At 66.2% G+C, this 22,601-nt stretch carries 19 protein-coding genes; 2 read left to right on the forward strand and 17 right to left on the reverse strand.

Annotation, left to right across the window (positions count from 1 at the left end; genetic code table 11):
* Positions 1-94 precede the first annotated feature (94 nt).
* The 17 genes from BHD08_RS03145 to BHD08_RS03225 form a co-directional block, all read right to left on the reverse strand.
* Entirely contained in the window at positions 95-856 is a 762-nt protein-coding gene (locus BHD08_RS03145; RefSeq protein WP_125020781.1) for a siderophore ferric iron reductase, read from the reverse strand.
* Positions 840-2,648, reverse strand: coding sequence for an IucA/IucC family siderophore biosynthesis protein (locus tag BHD08_RS03150; protein ID WP_125020782.1), 1,809 nt, complete (start codon positions 2,646-2,648; stop codon positions 840-842). Before BHD08_RS03150 ends, BHD08_RS03145 begins: the two co-directional genes overlap by 17 nt.
* A complete protein-coding gene (locus BHD08_RS03155) occupies positions 2,645-3,232 on the reverse strand; it encodes a GNAT family N-acetyltransferase (RefSeq protein WP_015275595.1) in 588 nt (195 codons plus the stop codon). Before BHD08_RS03155 ends, BHD08_RS03150 begins: the two co-directional genes overlap by 4 nt.
* A complete protein-coding gene (locus BHD08_RS03160) occupies positions 3,229-4,383 on the reverse strand; it encodes an MFS transporter (protein WP_015275596.1) in 1,155 nt (384 codons plus the stop codon). Before BHD08_RS03160 ends, BHD08_RS03155 begins: the two co-directional genes overlap by 4 nt.
* The gene (locus tag BHD08_RS03165) at positions 4,380-5,699 is read right to left on the reverse strand and encodes a lysine N(6)-hydroxylase/L-ornithine N(5)-oxygenase family protein (RefSeq protein ID WP_015275597.1); all 1,320 of its coding nucleotides are present in this window, start codon (positions 5,697-5,699) and stop codon (positions 4,380-4,382) included. The genes BHD08_RS03160 and BHD08_RS03165 overlap by 4 nt, the downstream gene beginning before the upstream one ends.
* 11 nt (positions 5,700-5,710) lie before the next feature.
* The gene (locus tag BHD08_RS03170) at positions 5,711-7,234 is read right to left on the reverse strand and encodes an aspartate aminotransferase family protein (protein WP_015275598.1); all 1,524 of its coding nucleotides are present in this window, start codon (positions 7,232-7,234) and stop codon (positions 5,711-5,713) included.
* A gap of 196 nt (positions 7,235-7,430) precedes the next feature.
* Entirely contained in the window at positions 7,431-7,928 is a 498-nt protein-coding gene (locus BHD08_RS03175) for an RNA polymerase sigma factor (RefSeq protein WP_015275599.1), read from the reverse strand.
* Between the two features lie 94 nt (positions 7,929-8,022).
* Positions 8,023-10,416 carry a bifunctional diguanylate cyclase/phosphodiesterase gene (locus BHD08_RS03180; RefSeq protein WP_015275600.1) on the reverse strand — a complete coding sequence of 798 codons (2,394 nt, stop codon included), beginning with the start codon at positions 10,414-10,416 and terminating at the stop codon, positions 8,023-8,025.
* Positions 10,410-11,345 carry an ABC transporter substrate-binding protein gene (locus BHD08_RS03185; protein ID WP_015275601.1) on the reverse strand — a complete coding sequence of 312 codons (936 nt, stop codon included), beginning with the start codon at positions 11,343-11,345 and terminating at the stop codon, positions 10,410-10,412. The genes BHD08_RS03180 and BHD08_RS03185 overlap by 7 nt, the downstream gene beginning before the upstream one ends.
* Positions 11,346-11,498: 153 nt before the next feature.
* Positions 11,499-12,554, reverse strand: a complete 1,056-nt coding sequence (locus tag BHD08_RS03190; protein ID WP_015275602.1) for a chemotaxis response regulator protein-glutamate methylesterase — start codon at positions 12,552-12,554, stop codon at positions 11,499-11,501.
* 19 nt (positions 12,555-12,573) lie between these two features.
* Positions 12,574-13,380: a protein-glutamate O-methyltransferase CheR gene (locus BHD08_RS03195; RefSeq protein ID WP_015275603.1), complete on the reverse strand. Its 807-nt coding sequence runs from the start codon at positions 13,378-13,380 to the stop codon at positions 12,574-12,576.
* Between the two features lies 1 nt (position 13,381).
* Positions 13,382-13,879 (reverse strand): chemotaxis protein CheW, encoded by a 498-nt coding sequence (locus tag BHD08_RS03200; protein WP_015275604.1) that lies wholly within the window; start codon positions 13,877-13,879, stop codon positions 13,382-13,384.
* A gap of 11 nt (positions 13,880-13,890) precedes the next feature.
* The gene (locus BHD08_RS03205; RefSeq protein ID WP_015275605.1) at positions 13,891-15,537 is read right to left on the reverse strand and encodes a methyl-accepting chemotaxis protein; all 1,647 of its coding nucleotides are present in this window, start codon (positions 15,535-15,537) and stop codon (positions 13,891-13,893) included.
* Positions 15,516-17,762: a chemotaxis protein CheA gene (locus tag BHD08_RS03210; protein WP_015275606.1), complete on the reverse strand. Its 2,247-nt coding sequence runs from the start codon at positions 17,760-17,762 to the stop codon at positions 15,516-15,518. Before BHD08_RS03210 ends, BHD08_RS03205 begins: the two co-directional genes overlap by 22 nt.
* Positions 17,752-18,093 carry an STAS domain-containing protein gene (locus tag BHD08_RS03215; protein WP_015275607.1) on the reverse strand — a complete coding sequence of 114 codons (342 nt, stop codon included), beginning with the start codon at positions 18,091-18,093 and terminating at the stop codon, positions 17,752-17,754. Before BHD08_RS03215 ends, BHD08_RS03210 begins: the two co-directional genes overlap by 11 nt.
* Before the next feature lies 1 nt (position 18,094).
* On the reverse strand, positions 18,095-18,460 hold the full coding sequence (locus tag BHD08_RS03220) for a response regulator (protein ID WP_015275608.1): 366 nt from the start codon (positions 18,458-18,460) through the stop codon (positions 18,095-18,097).
* 22 nt (positions 18,461-18,482) lie between these two features.
* Positions 18,483-19,568 (reverse strand): methyl-accepting chemotaxis protein, encoded by a 1,086-nt coding sequence (locus tag BHD08_RS03225; protein ID WP_015275609.1) that lies wholly within the window; start codon positions 19,566-19,568, stop codon positions 18,483-18,485.
* Positions 19,569-19,829: 261 nt separating this feature from the next.
* Between BHD08_RS03225 and BHD08_RS03230 the strand changes: the two genes are divergently transcribed.
* Together BHD08_RS03230 and BHD08_RS03235 are read left to right on the forward strand one after the other, a co-directional pair.
* Complete coding sequence (locus BHD08_RS03230) at positions 19,830-21,869, forward strand: PAS domain S-box protein (RefSeq protein ID WP_015275610.1); 2,040 nt, start codon at positions 19,830-19,832, stop codon at positions 21,867-21,869.
* A gap of 16 nt (positions 21,870-21,885) precedes the next feature.
* Entirely contained in the window at positions 21,886-22,539 is a 654-nt protein-coding gene (locus BHD08_RS03235) for a response regulator transcription factor (RefSeq protein ID WP_015275611.1), read from the forward strand.
* Positions 22,540-22,601: the final 62 nt, after the last annotated feature.

Consider the following 22,601-nt stretch of genomic DNA (forward strand, 5'->3'; position numbering starts at 1 on the left):
AGCAAAGAAACGCCCGCGGCAGCCACAAGGTTCGCCCGCGTGATGTGTATCCAGCTGCGTAAGGTGTCGGGATGCTGCCTGAGGTCAGCGAGCGCTAACCATGCTGCTCGCGCAGGCGTCGAGTGCGCTCGGCGAGCGGCAGCTTCGGGCAACTGTCGCAGAGCTCACCGTCGGCGCGGCGGAAATGCTGGCAGCAGGCCTTTCGCTGCAAGCCGAGGCGGGTGCTGCCATTGGCCAGCTGCACCGCCAACAGGCCGCTGGCACCCGGCATGCCGCAGGCGTCCAGCCAGGCATCGGCGCGCCGGCACAGCTGCAGGTTGCCGCAACCTTCGGTCCGTTGCGCGTGCAGCAGCGCGGCCAGCACGCAGTCCGCAGCGAGACGCTGCGCGAGCTTCGGATGCAGGCCGAGCAACGCGCCGCAGGCCGCATGGGCCTGGGCGCAGAACTGGCGGATCTGTTGCCCGGCATGCCGCAGCAGCCGTTGAGCGTCGGCATGCAGCGGCTGGTGCGCCGGCAGGCAGAAACCGGCGACGAAGCCCTGCTGCAGACCTTGCGCCATGCCGTCCAGCTCGGGTGCCTGGCCATCGAGCTGTACGGCCAGCACCTGCAGATAGATCGGCTGCCAGACCAGCAGCGTCCAGCAGCGCGCCGCCCAGTAGTGCCGGCCCGCTTCCGGATGCGCCGCCTGCCAGTGCGCCAGCAGGGCGGCCAGCGACTGCGGGCGATCCAGCATCAGCTCGTCGGGTCTTGGCGAGCCGATGCGACCGTCCAATCCGGGCAGGGCGCTGCGCACCCGCAGCAGCAGGTCGTTCAGCGCCTCGTCATCCGCCCATTGGGTTTCAGCGTTCCGGCGCATAGGGCGCGACGGGGTTTTTCAGGGTGCCGGCGAATTTCAGCGCACCGGCCGGATCGGCCAGATCCAGCATCTGCCGGTTATTGCCCAGCTGCAGGCGGTTCAGGCAGGAGCGGGCGAATTCCTCGGCGAACAGGTCGTAGCGGGCGAACTTGTCGCGCAGCTGCGGCTGGCTGGCCTGATAGTCGGCGATGCAGTCGGCCACCTGTTGCCAGAAGCGCTGTTCCGGCAGGCCGACTTGCTCATCGAGAATCTGACTGAGGTAGCGGAAGAAGCCGTCGAACACGTCGGTGAAGATCGACAGCACCTTGAGCTCGTCGGGCACCGATACCGCCAGGCGACCTACGGCCTCGGGAATCTGCGCGTCGGCATCGAGAATCACCGCTTCCTCGCCGATGTCCTTCATCAGCACGCGCACCGGCAGGTGACCTTCCAGCACCAGAATCAGGTTCTCGCCATGCGGCATGAACACCAGGTCGTGGGCATAAAAGCAGTGCAGCAGCGGCCTCAGGTACGCATTGAGGTAAAGGCGCAGCCAGCGGTCGGCGGTAAGCCCCGAGGCGCTGATCAACGTCGGCAGCAGGGCGCGCTCGTCGCCGTCGCTGTGCAGCAGCGCGGCCATGGTCATCAGCCGCTGGCCGGGTTCGATGTGGCCCAGCGGGCTCTCGCGCCACAGCGCTGAAAGCATCTTGCGGTAGGGGCTGCTGGCCGGCAGCGCCTGCTCGTAGTAAGGGTTGCGATAGCCGATCGCTGCCACTTCGCGCAGCAACTGGAAGCCGCAGTCGCGCAGCACGGGGTCGCTGGCCACGCGCTTGGCGAGGTAGGCGTTGATCGCCGGCGTCGCCTGCATGTAGTAGGGCGACAGCCCGCGCATGAAGCCCATGTTGAGGATCGACAGGGCGGTCTTCACGTAGCGCCGCTGCGGCTGGCTCTGGTTGAAAAAGGTGCGGATCGACTGCTGCGCGAGGTAGCGGTCATTGCTCAGGCCGAGATGGACGATCTGCCGATTGGCGATCTCGGCGGCGAAGCCGATGGCGAGGATGTTGTGCCACTGCCAGGGGTGCGCCGGCATCAGCAGGTAGTCGTCGGGGTCGAGCTGCAGCGCGCGCAGCTGGCTATGAAACACCTCGAGCTGACCACCGAGCTCGTCACGCAGCAGGGTCGGCTGGTCGAGCCCGTCGATGGCACTGTAGCTGGCGCGGCTGCGGTGCACGGCAAGCCAGACCAGGCGCACCGGGCTCGCCGCTTCCGGGGCATAGGCGCGGTAATCCTGAGCGTCGAAGCCCATCCGCCCGTTGTTGGCGACGAAGCCCGGGTGGCCTTCGCGCATGCCGGTCTCGATCTGCTGGAAGTCCGCCAGGGCCAGCTGGGCAGCGCTCAGCGGGCTGTTGGCGAGCTTGTAGGCGCTGCCGAACAAGGTGCTGCTGATCTCGTCGAGGTAGACCGGCAGGTTGTTTTCCGAGATGCCCAGGGTGTCGGCGAACTCGATGATGAAGCTCAGCGCGTCCAGTGGCTGCGGCTGGCCATCGCCAAGTTTCTCGATGGAGTCGGTAACGATGGACCAGTGATCCAGCGCCAGTCGTCGCGCCTTGAAGCGGTACTCGGTCGAGCTGTCCGGCACTGCGACGCGGTAGTGGCTGTCGCCCAGCGGCTCGGGGCTGAGCAGCTTCTCGTGGCTGAACTCGGCCAGGGCTTTCTTCACCAGCAGGCGATTGGCGCGGGCCCAATGTTCGGCCTGCAGGTGTTCGGTGGCCAGATCGCCGGCGGCGGTTGGCAGTTGCACGAGCTGATTCATTGCGGATTCTCCTGAAGGGTGGCGAGGAACTGCGCGCGCGTGCAGAACGCCAGGCAGGCGTCCTTTTCCGGGAGCTGCAGCAGGCGCTGGTAAACGAAGCCGACGCGCTGGTTCAAGGCATGCACCTTGGCGTTGCGCGCGTCGGGCTCGACGACGATGCGTCGTGCGAAAGGGTCGGCGAACTGGTAGGCGAGGATGCTGCGCATGACTTCCAGACTGAAGCCGTGCACCGGGCGCTCGCAGGGCGCAAGTAGCAGGTGCATGCCGCGGTCGCCAGGGCGCACCTGGTAGTGATCGGCGAGGCGGTCGTGGGCCGGGTGATAGCCCTCGAACAGGAACGCCGGCTCGCCGTTGCACATGCCGAGGGCAATGTCGCGATGGCTGCTGCGCTGGATTTCGTCGACGTAATTGGTCAACTGCGCCAGGCTCAAATGGCCCATGGCCCAGAAGCGCGCGTAGTCGCGGCGCAGCCAGTCATGCAGCAACGGCAAATGTTCTGGCTGCACGGTTTCAAAGTGCATGGCGCCAAGCGCGCAGTAGCGAACGAAGCGCGGACCATCCGCGCGGGAAAGAGCGGTATTCATGATTTGGCTCCACAGAGGGGCGCACGCGCCGCTGCTGAAACCAGCAGCCAGCGCAGCACGCAGGCGGTGAGAACGAGGCCGATGGCGGAAAGGAAGAACGGCGCGGCGAGGCCGGCGTCGCGGACCGCCAGTCCGGCCAGCCAGGAGGCGGCGAGCACGCCGAGGTTCTGGAAGATGTTGATCAGGCTGTAGTCGCGGCCGTAGTGCTCCGGCCGGCTGAGGGCGAACAGCCGCGCATCCAGTGCCACGGTGAGCTGATACAGCGCCCAGCCGAATAGCACACGGCCGGCGAGCACTGTTGGCATCTGCTCGATGCCCTGCAGCGCCAGTCCGGCCGCGCCCAGCAGCAGCCAGGCGGTCAGGCGCTGGCCGGCGTGGTAATGCAGGGCCAGGGCGAGCAGCGCCAGCATGCCGGGAATGGCATAGACCAGGCCGGTGATCCAGCTTGCCTGAGGCCCGCCGAGCTGTTCCCAGTACACCGTGAAGAACGGCCGCGCCAGGTAGATGCAGAAGTAGAACGCCAGCATCAGCAGGCACAGCCGGGCGATTGCCAGGTGCTCCCCGCGCGGCCGTGGCGGCGTGCTTGCATCGACCCGTGTCGGTTGCGGCGCATGGCGCAACAAGAGCAGGCTGACAGCCATCTGCACGAAGTCCATCAGGCCCATCAGCACAAACATCCGCGCCGGGCTGAGGTAATGCAGCACCCCGCCACCCAGCGTGGCGCCGGCAATCGCGCCCAGATGCACCACCACCGAGAGCAGGCCGATGGTACGCACCTGCTGGTCGGCGCCCACCAGTCCCATCACGTAGGGGTACATCAGCAGGTAGCTGGCCTTGAAGGCGATCATCGTCAGCGACACTGGCCAGAACAGCCATTGTTGCTCGATCGCCGCGCAGGCCAGCGCCAGCAGCCCGGCCATCAACTGGCCGAAGATCAGCAGGCGCAGCGGATGCGCATGCCTGGACAGGCGCACCCACAGCGGCAAGGCGAGCATCGCTACCAGGCACACCGCGGCCAGGTACAGCCCGACCTGCTCGCTGCGCAGCTCGCCGAAGCGTTCGGTGAAGTACTGCGGGTAGAACGGCATCAGCAGGCTGTCGCCGAGCACTGCCAGCAGCGTCATGCCGATCAGCGCGCGTCGCAGCGTCATCGCGCCGCCACCGCGCCCTGGGGTGTCACCGGCTGCGGCAAACTGAACTGCTGGAAGGCGATCTTCGTTTCCACCGCGTAGTGCTCGCGCCCGCAGATCTCGCGCAGGATGCACGCGTTGCGGTAGCAGCCCATGCCGAGATCCGGCGTTACCAGACCGTGATCGACGAGCCCGGCGTTCTGAACGAAGACCTCGCCGCCGTTGCGGTCGATGCTGTAGTTGCGCGCCACGGCGAAGCGTTCCGGTGCCTGCCAGGCGATACGCTCGGCAATCGGCTGGATGCAGCGCGGAAGGCGGTACTGATACCCGCTGGCCATCACCAGTGCGTCGCAGCGGTGGCGATAGCTCTGCTCCAGCTCATGCTGGAAGAACTCCAGCTCCAGCGTGCCATCGCCCAGGCGCTGGCAGCGACGCAGCTCGGCGTTGGTCAGCAGCTGGGTTGGCACCTCGCCCTTGAGGCTCTGGTTGTACAGCTCGTCGTAGATGGCGTTGATCAGGGTGGCGTTGATGCCCTTGTACAGACCCTTCTGGCTATCGATGAGCTTTTCCCGGGTGCTGCGCGGCAGGCTGTGGAAGTAGTCGATGTACTCCGGGCTGGTCATTTCCAGCGTCAGCTTGGTGTATTCCAGCGGGAAGAAGCGCGGCGCGCGGGTGATCCAGTTGAGCTGGTAGTCGTGGCGGTCGATCTCCTGCAACAGGTCGTAGTAAATCTCGGCCGCACTCTGACCGCTGCCGACCACGGTGATCGAGCGCTTGCCCTGCAGGCGCGGCTTGTCCTGCAGGTAGTTGCCGCTGTGGCTGACGTGCTCGGCCAGTGCCTCGCAGCAGGTCGGCAGATAGGGCGTGGTGCCGGTGCCGAGTACCAGGCGGCGGGTGAGGAACTCGAAGCCCTCGCCGCTGCGAGTGTGCACGCCGCGCACCCGATAGCAGCGGCGCTCGTCGAGGTAGTCGACCTGCTGGACGAAGTGCTCGAAGCGCAGGCTGTCGAGCTGCTCGACCACCCACTGGCAGTACTGGTTGTACTCGCGGCGCATCAGGAAGAAATCTTCCTTGATGTAGAAGGCGTACAGCCGCCCGACCTGCTTGGCGTAGTTGAGAAAGCTGAAGCGGCTGGTGGGGTCAGCCAGGGTCACCAGATCGGCCATGAACGGCGTCTGCAGGGTGGCGCTGTCGAGCATCATGCCGGGGTGCCAGTTAAAGCCCTCGGCGCGGTCGAGGAACAGGCAGTCGAGCCCGTCGATGGGTTCGGCCAGGCAGGCCAGACCGAGGTTGAACGGGCCGATGCCGATACCGATGAAGTCATACAGCTTGCTCATGTGCGATCTCCTTACTGGTTGGCGGCGGTGGGTAGCTCGTCGAGCAGGCGGGCGCCGTGGTCGCGAATCAGCTCGACGATGGCGCGCAGGTCGTTCAGCGTGGTTTCCGGGTTGAGCAGGGTGAACTTGAGGTACTGCCGGCCCTCGACCACGGTGGCGGCAATGACCGCCGCGCCGGAGCGGAAGATCGCCTTGCGGATCTCGCGGTTGATCTCATCCAGGCGCTCGTTCGCCACGCCCGGGGCGACGAAGCGGAACACCAGCGTGCTCAGGCGCGGGGTGAAGACTTCGAAGGCAGGATCATTGGCGAGCAGGCGATGGGTGTCGGCGGCGCGGTCGATGACCTCCTCGAACATCGCACCGATATGCTCGGCCCCGAGGATGCGCAGGGTCAGCCAGAGCTTCAGCGCGTCGAAGCGGCGGGTGGTCTGGATGCTCTTGTTGACCAGGTTCGGCGTGCCCTCGCGGGTCTGGCTGCGCGGGTTGAGGTAGTCGGCGTGGTGGGTGATGTAACTCAGGTGCTGGCGCTGGCGAACGAAGAAACCGCTGCAGCTGACCGGCTGGAAGAACGACTTGTGGTAGTCGACGGTGACCGAGTCGGCGTGCTCGATACCGGCCAGCCAGTCGCGGTAGCGCGGTGCGACCAGCAGACCGCCGCCATAGGCCGCATCGACGTGCAACCAGACGCCGTAGTGCTGGCACAGCGCGGCGATTTCGGGCAGCGGGTCGATGCTGCCGAAGTCGGTGGTGCCGGCGGTGGCGACCACGGCCATGGGCAGCTCGCCCAGGCGCTGACAGTCCGCCAGCGCCTGGGCCAGCGCCGGCACGCTCATGCACTGGGCACTGTCGGTTTCGATGCTGCGCACGGCGTCGTAGCCCAGCCCCAGCAGCGCGGCGGATTTCTGCACGCTGAAGTGGCTGGCGCGGGAGGCGAAGATGCGCAGCCCGGCGGCCTCGGCCGGCAGGCCGTGACGCAGGTTGCCGCCGTGGTCGGGCAGGCGGTTGCAGACGTGCTCGCGGGCCAGCAGCAGGCCCATCAGGTTCGATTGGGTGCCGCCGCTGGTGAACACGCCGTCGGCCTGGCTGCCGAGACCGATGCGCGCGCAGGTCCAGTCGATCAGGCGCTGTTCGATCAGCGTGCCGCCGGCGCTCTGGTCCCAGGTGTCCAGCGAGGAGTTGAGCGACGACACCAGCACTTCGGCGAGCAGCGCGGGCAGCACCACCGGGCAGTTGAGGTGGGCGACATAGCGCGGATGATGGAAGTACACCGCGTCGCGCAGATAGAGCTGATCCAGCTCGCGCAACGCGGCGCCGGCGTCGCCCAGCGGACGCTCGAGATCGACGCGCTCGAAATCGGCGGCCAGTTCCTGCGGAAGGATGCCGCTGAATGGCTGCTGCTGGCGCTGCAGGCACTGCTGCACCAGGTTCAGTCCCTGCTGCAGGAGCTGGCGATAGTCATCGTGATTGCTGCGGGTGAACAGCCCGTTGCTGACGGGGCCGGGGGCGAAGGGCACTACGGTACTGGACGGGGTCATGCACATTCCTCGGGCCGAGCGCGGCCGTGACCCGGAACGGGCCGTTTTCGCGACATCGGTGGTTTCTTGTCTGGCGGCGGGGCCGCACGAAAGCATCTGCGAGGATGCTGGTTAATCGAGAATTAATCTCAATTGCGCAAGGGCACAGGCAAGACGAATCAGCGCGGAAAAACCATTACGGCGTCGGAGAAAAAAATTACGGCCGCTCCAGCCGCTGGCGCGCCTTGGCCAGCTGGGCGATCACGGTATTCACCGAGATGCCCAGGCGCTCGGCGATCTCGGCCTGGCTGAGCCCTTCCAGTCGGGCCAGTTCGAACACCTCGCGACAACGTGGCGGCAAGTCGGCGAGCTGGCGCAGTACGCACTGCAGCGCACAGTGATTTTCCACCAGCGCGCAGGGGTCGGCCTGGACCGCTTCGATGAGTTCCAGTGGACCTTCGTCCGATGCACCGAGCAGGGCGCGACGGCGCATGGCATCACGCAACAGGTTGGTGGCGATGCGAAAGAGATAGGCCTTGGGGTTATCGAGGCGCTGCTCGGGCATGATCTGAGCGAGTTTCAGCCAGGCGTCCTGCGCCAGATCCTCAGCCAGCGCGCGGCAACCACCGAGGCGGGTGAGATGGGCGACCAGCTGCTGGCGATGGTGGATGTAGCACTGCAGGCAGGCTTCGGGAATCTTGTTGTTGTCGCGCATGGGAGCGTGCCGCCGGAGGGGGCAACGAACCTAGCTCAACTGAGAATTAATCGCAATTGAAGGCGGTTTGCCGGTATGCCCGCGCAGATGCAGATCAGGCGTCCAGTGGCAGCTGCAGGTTGATCGGGCCGCCGTTCTGCTGCAACCGGCACTGCGCCGCCGGCTGTGGCCGAGCGTAATAGAAACCCTGCAGGCTGGGGCAGCCGTTGAGGCGCAGGAACGCCGCCTGACGCTCGTTCTCTACCCCTTCGGCGACCACGTGCAGGCCGAGGTGGCTGGCCATGGTAAGGATGCCCCGCACCAGCGCGACGGACTCTTCACTGTCGGGCAGGCCGCTGACGAATTCGCGGTCGATCTTGATGCCGTCGAAGCGGAAGCGCTGCAGATAGGTCAGCGAGGCATAGCCGGTGCCGAAATCGTCGAGCAGCAGCGGCAGCCCGGCGGCCTTCAGGCGGGTAAGCGTCTGCTGCACGTGCTCGTCCGCTTCGAGCAGCGCGCTTTCGGTGATCTCCAGCTCGAGCATGCTGGTCGAGGCGCCTTCCTCTTCGAGTATCGCCAGCAGACTGCCGGCCAGGTCGGCCTGCCTGAAATCCAGTGGTGAAAGGTTGACCGCGATGCGCAGCGAGTAGCCCTGTGCATGCCAGCGGCAGGCCTGGCGGCAGGCTTCGCGGAACACCCAGCGCGTCGCTTCGATGATCATGCCGCTGTCTTCCAGCACCGGAATGAACTCTCCGGGCGGTACCAGGCCGCGCTCCGGCGAATTCCAGCGCAGCAGGGCTTCCATGACTTCGGGCTCGCCCTGGGCATTGACCTGGGCCTGGTAATGCAGCACGAACTCGTCCCGGTCCAGCGCCCGGCGCAGGGCCTGCTCGAGGGCGCGGCGTCCGGCGGCAGCCTCGCTGAGTGCTTCGTTGTAGACCACCGTGCAGTTGCGCCCGGCGTCCTTGGCTGCATACAGCGCCAGGTCGACTTGCTTGAGCAGATCGCTGGCGCTGTGTCGACCATCGCTGACGGTGATGCCGATGCTCGGGCTGACGAAACATTCGTACTGGCCGATGCGCACCGGTGGCTGGAAGCCGTCGATGATGCGGCGGGCCAGCTGTTCGGCGCTGGCAATGTCGCAGCCGTCGAGCAGCAGCATGAACTCATCACCGCCGGTTCGCGACAGCAGCGCGTGCTCGGGCATCAGCTGGCCGAGGCGATCGCCTATCTGCACCAGCAGCTTGTCGCCGACCTCGTGACCGAGGCTGTCGTTGATGCGCTTGAAGTGATCCAGATCGAGGTAGAGCAGGCTCAGCGGCAGCCGCGCCGATAGCAGCTGCTCCAGGCGCTGCATCAGATAGTTGCGATTGGCCAGCTGCGTCAGCGGATCGAAGTGGGCGAGAAAGCGCAGGCGCTGCTCGGCGCGCAGGCGGTCGCTGATGTCGCGCAACAGCACCAGGAAGTGCTTTTCCCCGTAGCGCTGGAAGGGCGTGCAGCTGATCTCCAGCGGCACCTCCTGACCATTGCGGCGGCCGGTCAGCTCCAGGGTGGTGTTGGCTGGGGTGCTGCGCAGGCGTGCGGTGGCATCGCCTTCGACCAGACGATCACCCGGCAGGTTGTTGCTAAGCTCGTCGGGGCTGCAGCCGAACAGCGCCGCGGCCGCAGGGTTGGCTTGCAGCACGCGCAGGTCGCTGTCGACCACCAGCATGCCGATCGGCGCCGTGTCGACCAGCTCGCGGAACAACCGCTCGCTTTCGCTGACGGCGAGCTGGCGCTCGTGCAGCTGGTTCATCATGCGGCTGAGGGTGAGCGCGAGCTTGCCGATCTCGTCGCGACCGCTTACCGCTGGCGGCTGTGGCTGCTGGTCGAGGGCAAACTGGCGCGCCGCCTGGTCGATGCAGGCCAGTCTTCGTGTCAGTAAACGCCCGTAGAGCCGGTTGAGGATCAGCCCGAGCAACAGCAGCAGCGCCAGGGTCTGCGCCAGGTAGAACCAGGCCTCGCGCTTGGTCTGCGCGAGCATCGGCGCGAAGTCGTACTCCACCAGCAGCGCTTCGCGCAGCGGCGTGCCGTTCTGGGCGACGCGATCCAGCGGGTAGATGGCCAACTGCTGGTCGGCGTCTTCACCGATCCAGCCGGCGCGACCGCTGGCAACGAGCGCCGCAAGATCGTCTGCGCGGATCAACTCCAGTCGCTCAGGCGCGAGGCCGAGACGGGTTGCAGCGATCACCTTGAATTCAGGGTCGATGACCATCGCCCAACGCACGCCCTCCAGACTGGCGAGGTCGGCCAGCTCGGTTTCCAGTTCGGCAACGCGGCCCAGGCGACGATGGTCGCTCAGGCTGCTCTGCAGCAGCGAGAGGTGTTGATGGGTGTGATTACGCCAGCCGGTCAGGGTTTCCTCGATCCGCGTCGGCAGGTGCCAGAGCATCAGCAGGACGGTGAACAGCAGGCCGAACAGACCGAGCAGCAGCGGCATCGATTTTCGTAGCGACAAACTTGTCAGCATTTGATCACCTCGCAGCTCGCGATCAGCCTGTCATGCCGGATTCCGTTGAGCAGGCGGCGTTCGATCATGTACTGGCTCAGGCGTCCGATGCTCTGTTGCAGCTGGCCACCTTCGAACCACTCGCGATTGACGCTGCCGTCGCCCATCAGCAATCCACCCAGGGTGACGTCCAGCTCATCCTGCGTCAGGCCCAGGCGAGCGTGCAGTCGCGGATCGACCTCGGTGCGGTTGTCCTGCCAGGTACGCAGGGCATCGAACCAGAGCGCTCTGAGCTGCCGGCGTTGCTTGGGGTTGACCCGCTGCCGGTCGACCACCAGCACATCGATGATTTCCCCAGGCAGCTGACGGCTGTCGAAGATGCGCCGCGCGCCCTGGCTTTCCAGGGCCGGACCCTCCGAGGCGAAGGTGATCACCGCATCGACCTGTTGTGCGGCGAAGGCCTCGGCCTGCTCGTGGACCGGCAGGCTGAGCACCTGCAGGTCATCGATGGTCAGCTGCGCCTGGTCGAGTACGCGGGAGAGGAAGTAGGCGCCGAGCGCAGTGTTCTCCACGCCGATGCGTTGGCCGCGCAGATCGGCCAGGGTCGCCACCGGAGCGCGGGCGAACAGCGCATCGGCGCCAGCGGAGACATTGGTGATAAGAATGATCTCCAGGTCGAGATCGGCGGCGCTGTCCTGCAGGGCGAGGGTTTCATCGAGGGTGAGCATCGCGGCGTCGAGCATGCCGTTGCGAAAACCGCGCAGTACGCCGGTGGTGGTCGGGTACTCGACTAGGCGGACGCCGCTGGGGGCGGTCCAGCCGAGGTCGTCCGCCAGGTAGAGCGGCGCATAGCCAAGCCAGCGATTGCTGCCGATGCGAATGGCTTCCGAATCGGGCTGGCAGCCAAGCAAGGCGATCAACAGCAGCAGGACGGTAGTGCAGCGGAACATACGATTTCTCCGCGATATCTGTTGGCCACCATAGCGGAACCGTACGGTCACGGGAATCCCTGCTAAAGCAGGGGACTTAGGCTCGGTGCATCGGTGGGGCGCGCTGAATCACATCAGCAATTGTCGAGCGGCGCGGCCCGCACGGCACGGTGCTCAGTTGCGGCAGGTTGCACGCGCATAGTCGCTGATCAGCCTGGGCAGGTTTTCCAGGGCCTCGGTGCTCTGCGCAGCGCCAATCTGCAGCGCCTCCTTCGGCATGCCGAAGACCACGCAGCTGGCTTCGTCCTGCGCCACGGTGCGGGCACCGGCCTCGCGCATGTTCAGCAGGCCGCGTGCGCCATCGTCGCCCATGCCGGTCATGATGATGCCCAGCGCGTTGTGCCCGGCATGCCGCGCTACCGAGCGGAACAGCACATCCACCGAGGGTTTGTGGCGGTTGACCGGCGGCCCGTCGAGCACCTCGACGAAGTACTGCGCACCGCTGCGCTTGAGCTGCATGTGCCGCCCGCCGGGAGCGACCAGCGCCAGCCCGGCGCGCACGCGATCGAGGTGGCGCGCCTCGCGTACCTCGATCTGGCACAGGTTGTTCAAACGCTGGGCGAAGGCTGCGGTGAATTTCTCCGGCATGTGCTGGACGATGACGATGCCCGGGCTGTCTGCCGGCAACTGGCGCAGCACCAGCTCGAGTGCCTGGGTGCCGCCGGTCGAGGTGCCAAGCGCGATGACTCGATCGGTGGTGGTCAGCCCCGCCGCCGGCGATGGCTCTCGGGACGGGCTGCTGGGCTTCGCTTGTGCACGCACGGCGGCGCGCGGGCGGCTGCGGGCCGCCTGTTCGATCTGCCGGATCAGCTCGCTGGAGAGTTGCTGCAGGCTTTCCTTGAGGCCCAGGCGGGCCTTGGTGAACACACCGACCGCTCCGGCTGCCAGCGCTTCCAGGGTGATCGCCGCACCGGCCTCGGTGAGGGTCGAGCAGATGATCGCCGGTGTCGGTCGTTCAGCCATGATCTTGCGCAGAAAGGTGATGCCGTCCATGCGTGGCATTTCCACGTCCAGCACCAGCACGTCCGGCCAGTCGCGCTGCATCTTTTCCAGGGCGAACAGCGGGTCGGCGGCCTGGCCGATGACCTGGATGCCCGGGTGGCTGTCCAGGCAGGCGGTCAGTACCTGGCGCACCAGCGCGGAGTCGTCGACGATGAAGACCTTGATCATGTGTGGCTACCTGGCTGGTTCATAGGCGCTCGAACACCGAAGGCGCCACACCGCGCAGCGGCAAGCCGAAACCGTGCACGCTCTCGGCGTGGCCGATCAGCAGCAGGCCGCCCGGGCGCAGGTGCTGCAGCAGGCGTGCGGTGATGGCGCGCTTGTCGTCGGCGCCGAAGTAGATCAGCACGTTGCGCAGCATGATCAGGTCCATCGGCTCCAGATCCTGCGGCAGTGGACGCATGAGGTTGATCTCGCGAAAGCTGACCCGCTCGCGCAGCGCCTGGCTGATACGAAAGTTGCCATCCTGGGCGCCGACGCCACGCAGGCAGTGGCGCTTGAGCCAGCCGGGCGGGAAGGCGTCGGTGTCGGCCATCGGATAGACCGCCTCGCGAGCCCTGTGCAGTACGCTCTGGCTCAGGTCGCTGGCGAGGATCGACCAGTCGGAGCTGGCGTGCTCGGCCAGCACCATGGCCAGGCTGTAGGGTTCTTCGCCGCTGGAGCAGGCGGCACTCCAGCAGCGCAGCGGCCCGCGACGGCCGGCCAGCCACTGGGCGAGAAAGCGGAAGTGCTGCGGCTCGCGGAAGAAATAGGTTTCGTTGGTGGTCAGCAGATCGACCACCAGCCGGCGCTCGACCTGCTGCTCGGGCGCGCGCAGCAGGTCTAGATAATGCCCATAGTCGCGCAGGCCCAGCGCCCGCAGCCGGCGCATCAGCCGACCAGCCACCAGCGGGCGCTTGGCTTCGCTCATGCGAATCCCGGAAGCCTCGGCCATCAGCTTCTGCAGAAAGCGGAAGTCCTGATCGCCCAGCGTCGGCAGGTGGGTCGTCGTCACTTCAGCCTGCCAGCGCCATGGCACGATTGAGCTGCAGGATGTCGTCCAGCGAGAGCACCCGGCGCACGTCGAGAATGATGGTGAAGCCCTGCTCGTTGCGCGCCATGCCGGCGATGAAGTCGGTGCGGATGCCGCTGCCGAAGGGCGGTGCCGGCTCGACTTCATGCCCTTCGATGTCCAGTACCGCATCCACTGCATCGACCACCAGGCCGATGCGCTGCTGCACCTCGTTGAGCTCCAGCTCGATGATCACGATGCAGGTGCGCTTGCCCGCGGCGGTGCGCTCCATGCCGAAGCGCGCCGCCAGATCCAGCACCGGCACGACGTTGCCGCGCAGGTTGATCACCCCATGGATGCACGCCGGCATCATCGGCACGCTGGTGATCTGGCCGTACTCGATGATTTCCCGAACCAGCTCGATCGGCAGCGCATAGCGCGCCTGGCGAACCCGGAACGAGAGGTGCTGGATGCTGTGTTCAACGCTGGCGATCTGGTTCATGCACGGCATCCTCAGCTGAAGCTGACGAACTGGCTGTCGTCCACCGACGTCCGTGCCCGCTGCTCGCCGCGTGGGCTCGTAGCGGCAGGGCGCGGGCTGGCGAACGGCACCGGCCGACGTAGCGGCTGCGAGGCGGTGTTGGCAGCGTCGAAGCGGAAGAAGCTGATCAGCTCGAGCAGTTGCCCGGCCTGGGCGTTCATTTCCTCGGAGGTGGCGGCCAGCTCCTCGGAGGCCGAGGCGTTCTGCTGGGTGATCTGATTCATCTGGCCCATGGCGATGTTGATCTGCTCGGCGCCGCTGCTCTGCTCCTGCGAAGCGGCGGTGATCTCCTGCACCAGGTCGGAAGTCTTCTGGATGTTCGGCACGATCTCGTCGAGCAGCGACCCGGCCTGCTCGGCCAGTTGCACGCTGTTGCTGGCGACACCGCCGATTTCCTGGGCTGCGACCTGACTGCGTTCGGCCAGCTTGCGTACTTCCGCGGCGACCACCGCGAAGCCCTTGCCATGATCGCCGGCACGCGCGGCCTCGATGGCGGCGTTGAGGGCGAGCAGGTTGGTCTGGTAGGCGATGTCGTCGATGATGCCGATCTTGTCGGCGATCTGCTTCATCGCCTGGACCATGTCGCGGACTGCACGACCGCCTTCGACGGCATCATTGGCGGCCTTGCCGGCGATGTTGTCGGTGATCTTCGCGCTTTCGGTGTTCTGTGCGATCGAGGCGGACATCTGTTCCACCGAGGCGGTGGTTTCCTCGACGCTGGCGGCCTGCTCGCTGGCGGCCTGGCTGAGCGACTGCGAGGTGGCGCTGACCTCTTCGGAGGCCGACGACAGCGAGTCGGCGGCGCTGCGAACGTCGCTGATGACGTTGCGCAGGCGTTCGGCCATGTTGTTCATCGAACTCAGCAGGCGCCCGGTTTCATCCTTGCTGTTGACCTCCAGCTGCACGCCCAGATCGCCGGCGGCGAGGCTGTCGGCAACGCTGACGGCGCGATTGAGCGGGCGGGTGATGCTGCGTGTGACCAGCATGCCGATGATGAAACCGAGCACCACGGCGAGCAGGATCAGGCCGATCATCTGCGTCTTCGAGCCGAGGTAGATGGCGTTGATCTGCGCGTTCGCTTCCTGGGCGCGGTCGCGGCGGAACGCCACCGCTTCGGACATCAGGTTGTCCACGGTCTCGCCGCTGCGCGACAGTGCCGGGAACAGCTCGCTGAAGGCGCTCTGCTCGGCCAGTTCGGCCGATGCCAGGTGAATCGAGAGGATTTCGTTGAGCCGGCGCTCGTAGTCGGCCAGCGGCTCGTCGATGCGGTTGACCAGTGCCTTGGCCTGATCGGAGTGGAAGGACTTCTTGGCCTTTTCCAGGGTGGTGCGGGTGTCGACCAGGGCCTTCTGTGCCGCTGCGGCGGAGCTGTCGCGGGCTTCCACGGTGGTGGCCAGCAGCGAGCCGCGCAGGGCACGTCCGGCGACGATCAGCGAGTAGTTGGCGCTATGCACGGCGTCGATACCGGTCAGGTCGCGCTCGTACATCAGATCGGATAGCCCGCTGACCTCGGAGAGGTTGCGGATGCCGAGCAGGCCGACGGCGATGGTCAGCAGCACCACCAGCAGGAAGCCCAGGGTCAGGCGCGCGCCGATTTTCATGTTGCGGAAGAATTGCATGGGGTTTCTCCTTGCTGACCTGCGGCGATCTGGCGGGGCTGGCTGGTACGCAGATCAGCAGGGCTCGCTTCGACGTGGGTGTGCAGATGACGGAACAGACTGGGAATATCCAGGATCAGGGCGACTTGCCCGCTCCCGAGAATGGTTGAGCCGCCAATACCCTGCAGATGCTGGAACAGCTGGCCGAGGGGCTTGATGACGGTTTGCAGTTCACCGTGCAGGTGATCGACGATCAGCCCGGCCTGCTGCCGGCCGTGACTGACGACAATGATGTTGCGGCGCTTGCTGGGCGCCTCGCGCAGTTTGAAATGCGCGGCCAGCGACAGGCACGGCAGCGGTCGGCCGCGCAGGTCGAGGTAGCCGTAGGCGGCGCCATCGAGCTGATCGGCTTCCAGCTCCAGGCATTCGGTGACCATGTCCAGCGGAATGACGAAGTAGTCGTCGCCAAGGCTGATCAGGAAGCCATCGATGATGGCCAGGGTCAGCGGCAGGCGGATGCGGAAGGTGCAGCCTGCGCCGGGGCGCGAGTCGATCTCGATGGTGCCGCGCAGCGCATCGATGGCACTGCGCACCACATCCATGCCCACGCCACGCCCGGAAAGGTCGGAAACGTTGTCGGCGGTGGAGAAGCCGGCGGCGAAGATCAGCATCTGCACATCGTGATCGCTGAGGTTTGCCTGGGCATCGATCAGGCCGCGGGCGATGGCCTTCTCGCGGATGCGCTGGGTGTTTAGGCCGCGACCGTCGTCGGCAACTTCGATGACGATCATCCCCGACTCGTGATAGGCGTCCAGGCGCAGATGCCCTTCGGCCGGCTTGCCGGCGGCGAGGCGCTGTTCGGCCGGCTCGATGCCGTGGTCGATGGCGTTGCGCACCAGATGGGTCAGTGGGTCGGCCAGGCGGTCGATCACCGCCTTGTCCAGTTCGGTGTCGGCGCCCTGGATCTCCAGGCGGATGTCCTTGCCCAATTGCTGGCTGACGTCGCGCACCACTCGGTGGAAACGGTTGAAGGTGTCGCCGATCTCGATCATGCGCAGCTTCAGCGCCGCCTCACGGATCTGTTCCACGTGCAGATTGACCGTCTGCGTGCTTTCGATGCAGGCGGCGTCGCCCTTCAGCTGGGCCCGCAGTTGGGCGCCGGCGGCGCTGATCACCAGCTCGCCGACCAGGTTGATCAGCTCGTCGAGCTTGTGTGCGGCGACGCGGATCTGGCTGTGCTCCTGGTTGCGCTTCTCGCGCACCGTCTGTTGTTTGGCCAGCGCGGCGTTGACGCCTTGGGCTGGCACCATGCCTTGCTCGACCAGCACGCTGCCGAGCGGACGTGGCTGTTGCGCGTCGGCAGCCTGCAGGCGCAGCGCCTGGTCCAGTTCCAGCTCGGTGAGCAGGCCACTGGCGACGAGGATGCGGCCGATCTTCTGGTCGGTTTCCGGCAGGTCGTGGATCAGCTGCAGATAGTCTTCCAGCGCGGCGTTCGGCGGCAGGATACGCAGCGTGCAGAATTCGCGGATGAACTCGAAGACTTCCTCGATCTCGGCCTTGCTGGCCGTCGTGCACAGGTCGATCTCCATGCCCAGGTAGCAGCTTTCCGGATCTATGTCGGCCAGCGCCGGCAGTGCGTCGTCGATCAGTTCCAGCTGCAGGATGTCGCCCAGCCGGCTGAGGTAGCGGAGAAAGGAGGCCGGGTCGAAACCATTGGCGAGGATCTCCGGCTGCAGGCGCAGGGAGATGTGCCAGGCCGCTTCCTGGTCGCAGTTGGCGCATTTGTCGAGGCGCCCGAAAGCCTTGCAGGCGTCGGGCTCGATCACGGTCAGCGGAATGAGTGGGCTGACTTCATGGCTGGTCAGGGCCGCGATCAGCCCGGCATGGCGCGCTTCGTCCACGGGCAGCTCGCCGCTGTCCGCGTCGATCAGCTCGACCATCGCATTGATCTCGTCGAGGCCGCGCAGCAGCAGGTCGAGCAGCACCGGCGTGAGCGCCTGCTGGCCCTCGCGGACCTTCATCAGCAGGCTTTCCAGGTGATGAGTGAAGTTCACCAGGGGCGTCAGCGAGAACAGTCCGGCCGACCCCTTCAGCGTGTGCATGGCGCGGAACAGCCCGTTGATGGCGTCCTCGTCGGTCGGCGTCTGCTCCAGCTGCAGCAGGTATTCCTCGGCCTGCTTGGCCAGGTCGCGGGCCTCTTCGACGAAGCTCAGCAGCAGTTGGCTCCACTGTTGGTCATTGAGCATGGCGGCCTCCGCTTGCTGCCGGCGCGTGGCTGGAGAACAGCGTCTGCACACGCAGCAGCTGGAGCAGTTCGAGTGCCTCCGCGCTTGGGTTGCAGACTTCCAGCGTGGCGTCGCTCAGGCGCAGCTGGCGCTGCGCGGCGAGCAGCAGCTGAGCGCCGGCGGTATCCAGTTCGTCGAGTGCGCTGAGGTCCAGTTGCCAGTGCCCGCTGGGCTGCGCGCCGAACGCACCCAGCAGCGCGTCGCGTGCGTCACGCACTTCATAGATGGTCAGGTTGCCGCTCAGGGCCAGGCACGTGCCGACCGCGCTGGCCTGCTGCTGGAGTGTGAACATTTCAGCCGGCCAGTTTTTCGACAGCCGACAGCAGCTGCTGCGGCTGGAACGGTTTGACGATCCAGGCCTTGGCGCCGGCGGCCTGGCCTTCGGCCTTCTTGCCCTGCTCGCTTTCGGTGGTGAGCATGCAGATCGGGGTGAAACGGTAGGCCGGGTTGGCCTTGACCGCCTTGACCAGGCCGATGCCGTCGAGGTTGGGCATGTTCACGTCGCTGATGATCAGGTTGATCTTCTGCCCGGTGAGTTTGGTCAGCGCATCGCGGCCATCGACCGCCTCGATCACCTGGTGGCCGGCGCCGGTGAGGGTCATCTTCACCAGCTGGCGCATGGACTGCGAGTCGTCGACGATGAGAATGGTCTTGCCCATGAAAATGTCTCCTTGGCGGGGGTCAGAAAAAGGTCACGTCGTCGGTCGAGGCGCTGCTGCGTTTGACGCCGTGGCGCTCTTCGTCGGTGGTGAAGCGCTGACGTAGTTCGCGCAGCCAGCGGTGCGGGTCGAGCACGGCGCTGTCCTGGCGGTCGACGGCCTCATGCAGGCGCTGCATGTCCTGCTGCAGGTGGTCGAGCATCTGGTCGGTGCGATCCTGGAACTGCAGGTTGACGACGATTTCTTCGATGTCCGCCTGGGTGTGGCGGGTGTCCTGCTGCAGCAGCAGCGAGGTGTCGGCGAGCTCTTCCAGGCTGGCACTCAGGCCCTGCATGACCTCGCCGGTGACTTCGTCGAGGTAGTGCAGGTTGCTCTGTTCGGTATTGCTCAGTTCTTCGGCGGCGCTGACCGTGGCGCTGATCGCCTGGTTGATTTCGCCGACCTTCTGATCCATGTCGTGGCCGGTTTCGGCCGACAGCGTGGACAGCTTGCGCACTTCATCGGCAACCACCGAGAAGCCGCGGCCGTAATCGCCGGCACGAGCGGCCTCGATGGCGGCATTAAGCGCCAACAGGTTGGTCTGGCGGGCGATGTCCTGAACCAACCGCGACATGTTCTGCAGTTCGCTGGCGTGCTGGTTCAGCTCACCGATGGTGCCGAGCAGTGCGGCCTTGCGCTCGCTGGCAGTATGGAAGGCACCGGTCACCACATTGAGCTGATCGCGCGCATGGCGCAGGCTGCTGGCCATGCCATTGCCGCCGACCACAGCTTCGGAAGTGTTCAGGGTCTGCTGCAGGCGTTGCGTCATTCCGGCAAAGCGGCTGAACAGTTCGCCGACACTGCCTTGCTGCACCTGGCGCACCTGATCGACGTTGCTGCGCCAGGTGGGCACCACAGCCAGCAGCAGCGCTTCGACTGCCGTGCTGGTTGGCGCCGCCGGTGCGCTTACCGGCTCGAGGTTTGCCTGCTGCGCTGGTGCGGGCGGGCGCAGCAGCAGCGCGGCGCCGGCACTGCCGAGCAGCCCGGCAAGGGTCATCCACGGCCAGCCAAGGCCCAGGCCCGCGAGCCCTGCGGCGATTGCAATCCAAAGTGCGCTGTAGGCGATCATCTCACCCTGCCTCCCGGTTCAAGTGCGGCGAACGATAGGCAGCCGCGAGCAGGGCGGGTATCGGGCAATCCCCTAGGCTGGCCTAAGGCACCAGGTGGCTAAAGTTTTTCGCGGATCTGCCGGGCATCGGGGCCGGAGTGCTCTGGTGCGCGCTCTGGCGATCAAGCGGCGCAGCGGGTTGTCTACAGTCAATCTGGCGGAATGCGCGTCCCCGCACGGCCTCATGCCGGACGGACGCCTTCGAGGAGTGACAGCATCGCAATGATCCCCAATGCTGCCGATGTCGCTGCGAATCTTTACGCCTCGCGCCGCGCGCTGAGGGTGGCGCCGTGGAAGATCGTCCTGGCCTATGCCCTGGTGGCTGTGGTGTGGATCTTCACGACGAACCTGATCATCACCGCGCTGGGCTTGCCGGAGTCGAGCTATACGTTGCGCATCGCGGCGTTCGTGCTGTTCACCGCACTGGGGATCTGGTGGTACACGCGGCGGCTGGCCGATGGGGTGATTCGCTCGCAGAAGCTGGTGGGCCGCGCCGAGAACAGCTACCGCATGCTTTTCGATCGCCATCCCGCGCCGATGTGGCTGTTCGACAAACGTACCCTGAGCATCGTCCGCGGTAACCGCCAGGCGGTGGCGGCCTACGGCTACAGCGCCGGGGAATTCGCTGAGCTGGAAATCCTCGATCTGTACGCTGCTCATGAGCGGGAGCGGCTGGAGGCGCTGGCTCAACCTGTCACGCCGCAGCAGTTGGCCGGGCTGCGCCAGCATGTGGCGCGCGACGGCCGCGAACTGAATGTCGAAGTGCTCTGCAGCGCGCTGGACATCGACGAGTCGCCCTTCGCGCTGTTGATGGCGCAGGAGGTCAGCGCGCACTTCCAGACCGAAACGCAGCTGGCCAGCGCTCTCAGAAAGCTGGAGTTGGCCCGGCATTTAGCCCAGATGGCGTATTGGCAGCGGCTGCCGGGCAGCGAGCAGGTCGACTGGTCACCGGAGATTGGCGACGTGCTCGGCATCGCCAACGCGGGTGCGCTGAGCTGGACGGCCTTTCTCGATTACCTGCACCCGGATGATCGCCCCGCGGTCGCCGCCGCTCATGAGCGGGCTGAGCGGCACGGTAGTCTCGCCCATGAGTTCCGTGTGCTGGGCGCGAATGGCGAGCAACGCTGGATGTTCGAGCGCATACAGCTCCTCGGTCGCCAGCGAGCGCTGTTTGGCGCGCTGATGGATGTCACCGAACTCAAGGCCGGGGAGGGCGACCTGGCCGGCGAGAAACGCCGCTATGAACGTATGGTCGACGGCTTGCCCGACGGAGTGCTGATGCTGCGTCAGGGCCGCATCCACTACGCCAATGCAGCTGCGCGCCGGCTGCTGGCCGGCGACCCACTGCAGCCGCTGGACGCCCAGCCGTTCATCGAATTCGTCGCCGAGCATCAGCGCGCCCGCGAGACCGCCCGGTTGGCCGCCCTGCAGCGCGGTGCAGCAGCCGGCCAGCCGCAGCGCTTGCTGCTGGTATGTCGCGACGGCCAGCCGTTCGAAGCGGAGGTCAGCGAAACACTGCTGCCCGCCGACGGTGACGCCGAGGTGCAACTGCTGATCCGCGATGTCAGCCAGGCCGAGCAGCTGCGGCGCGATCTGGAAGACGCCAACCAGCGCCTGCAACATCTTTCGCAGCGCTTGATCGAGGTGCAGGAAATCGAGCGGCGCGAGGTGGCGCGTGACCTGCACGATGACGTCGGCCAGCACCTGACCGGCTTGAAACTGCATCTGCAACGGCTGATCCGCCGCCAGGCTGGCGACAGCGAGTTCGAGCGGCTGTCGCAACCGCTGGTAGCCAGCATGGATGCGGCGCTGGCCAAGGTGCGCAGCCTGTCGCTGTCGCTGCACCCGCTGCAGCTGGAAACGCTCGGTCTGGAAGCCGCCGTGCGCTGGCACCTGCAGCATTTCCTCGAGGCCAGCGGCACGTGCTGGGAGCTGGAGGTTCGCGGCTCGACCACAGAAATTCCGCCCGGCAGGGCTGTGGCAGCATTCCGCCTGGTGCAGGAGGCGGTGAACAACGTCGCGCGGCATGCACGGGCGCGCACGGTGCGCATCCTCATGGTTTGCGATGAACACGAATTGCGTCTGGAAATCCTCGACGATGGCCGCGGCTTCGATGTACCCGAAGCGCTGCAGGGCGCCCAGAGCCTGGGGCTGACCAGCATGCACGAACGGGTCGCCTCGTTCGGTGGCGACCTGCGGATTTCCAGCCTGCCGGGTATGGGGACGCGCATCACCGCGCTTCTGCCGGCGCCAAACGACTGATGATGAGGATGAGCTTTTGAGCAAGCGTGTTGCCCTGGTTGACGATCACGCCCTGGTGCGGGCCGGTTTGCGAGCGCTGGTCGAGGATCAGCCCGGCTACGAGGTGGTCGCCGAAGGCGGCGACGGCCAGGACGTCGAAGCGATCCTGCGCCAGGCGCGTCCGGACATTCTGCTGCTGGACCTCAGCATGAAGCACATGGGCGGGCTGGATGCGCTGCGCCAGTGGCACGGCCAGTACCCGGACGTGCAGGTGCTGATCCTGTCCATGCATGCCACCGCCGACTACGTGCTGGCGGCGCTGCGCCTGGGTGCCCGCGGTTACCTGCTCAAGGATGCCGCCGCGCAGGAACTGGACATGGCCCTGCAGGCGCTCTCGCGCAACGAGTCCTATCTGAGCCCCGGAATTGCGCAGACGGTGATCAGCTCGGCGATCGTCGAGGGGCGCAGCCGCGAGACAAGCCTGGCTCCGGTGCTGACCCCGCGACAGATCGAGATCCTGCGCTTGATCGCCCGCGGCGTATCGACCCGCGATATCGCCGCTGGCCTCGGCCTCAGCGTGAAAACCGTGGACACTCACCGCGCGCAGATCATGGCGCGGCTGAACCTGCACGACGTACCGTCGCTGGTGCTCTACGCGGTGCGCCAAGGGCTGATCAGCCCCGACGACTAGGGGTTTGCCTGATAGCGCGACGGCCGCTGCGGCGCCACAGTGTGGCCTGGCCCCGGCAAGCG

The organism is Pseudomonas sp. SCT (assembly GCF_003864275.1).
GTDB classification, from domain to species: Bacteria; Pseudomonadota; Gammaproteobacteria; order Pseudomonadales; family Pseudomonadaceae; genus Stutzerimonas; species Stutzerimonas stutzeri_AE.

Coding starts and splice junctions, on each gene's coding strand:
- BHD08_RS03145 (WP_125020781.1), bottom strand. CDS start 856: ATGCGCCGGAACGCTGAAACCCAATGGGCGGATGACGAGGCGCTGAAC.
- BHD08_RS03150 (WP_125020782.1), bottom strand. CDS start 2,648: ATGAATCAGCTCGTGCAACTGCCAACCGCCGCCGGCGATCTGGCCACC.
- BHD08_RS03155 (WP_015275595.1), bottom strand. CDS start 3,232: ATGAATACCGCTCTTTCCCGCGCGGATGGTCCGCGCTTCGTTCGCTAC.
- BHD08_RS03160 (WP_015275596.1), bottom strand. CDS start 4,383: ATGACGCTGCGACGCGCGCTGATCGGCATGACGCTGCTGGCAGTGCTC.
- BHD08_RS03165 (WP_015275597.1), bottom strand. CDS start 5,699: ATGAGCAAGCTGTATGACTTCATCGGTATCGGCATCGGCCCGTTCAAC.
- BHD08_RS03170 (WP_015275598.1), bottom strand. CDS start 7,234: ATGACCCCGTCCAGTACCGTAGTGCCCTTCGCCCCCGGCCCCGTCAGC.
- BHD08_RS03175 (WP_015275599.1), bottom strand. CDS start 7,928: ATGCGCGACAACAACAAGATTCCCGAAGCCTGCCTGCAGTGCTACATC.
- BHD08_RS03180 (WP_015275600.1), bottom strand. CDS start 10,416: ATGCTGACAAGTTTGTCGCTACGAAAATCGATGCCGCTGCTGCTCGGT.
- BHD08_RS03185 (WP_015275601.1), bottom strand. CDS start 11,345: ATGTTCCGCTGCACTACCGTCCTGCTGCTGTTGATCGCCTTGCTTGGC.
- BHD08_RS03190 (WP_015275602.1), bottom strand. CDS start 12,554: ATGATCAAGGTCTTCATCGTCGACGACTCCGCGCTGGTGCGCCAGGTA.
- BHD08_RS03200 (WP_015275604.1), bottom strand. CDS start 13,879: ATGAACCAGATCGCCAGCGTTGAACACAGCATCCAGCACCTCTCGTTC.
- BHD08_RS03205 (WP_015275605.1), bottom strand. CDS start 15,537: ATGCAATTCTTCCGCAACATGAAAATCGGCGCGCGCCTGACCCTGGGC.
- BHD08_RS03210 (WP_015275606.1), bottom strand. CDS start 17,762: ATGCTCAATGACCAACAGTGGAGCCAACTGCTGCTGAGCTTCGTCGAA.
- BHD08_RS03215 (WP_015275607.1), bottom strand. CDS start 18,093: ATGTTCACACTCCAGCAGCAGGCCAGCGCGGTCGGCACGTGCCTGGCC.
- BHD08_RS03220 (WP_015275608.1), bottom strand. CDS start 18,460: ATGGGCAAGACCATTCTCATCGTCGACGACTCGCAGTCCATGCGCCAG.
- BHD08_RS03225 (WP_015275609.1), bottom strand. CDS start 19,568: ATGATCGCCTACAGCGCACTTTGGATTGCAATCGCCGCAGGGCTCGCG.
- BHD08_RS03230 (WP_015275610.1), top strand. CDS start 19,830: ATGATCCCCAATGCTGCCGATGTCGCTGCGAATCTTTACGCCTCGCGC.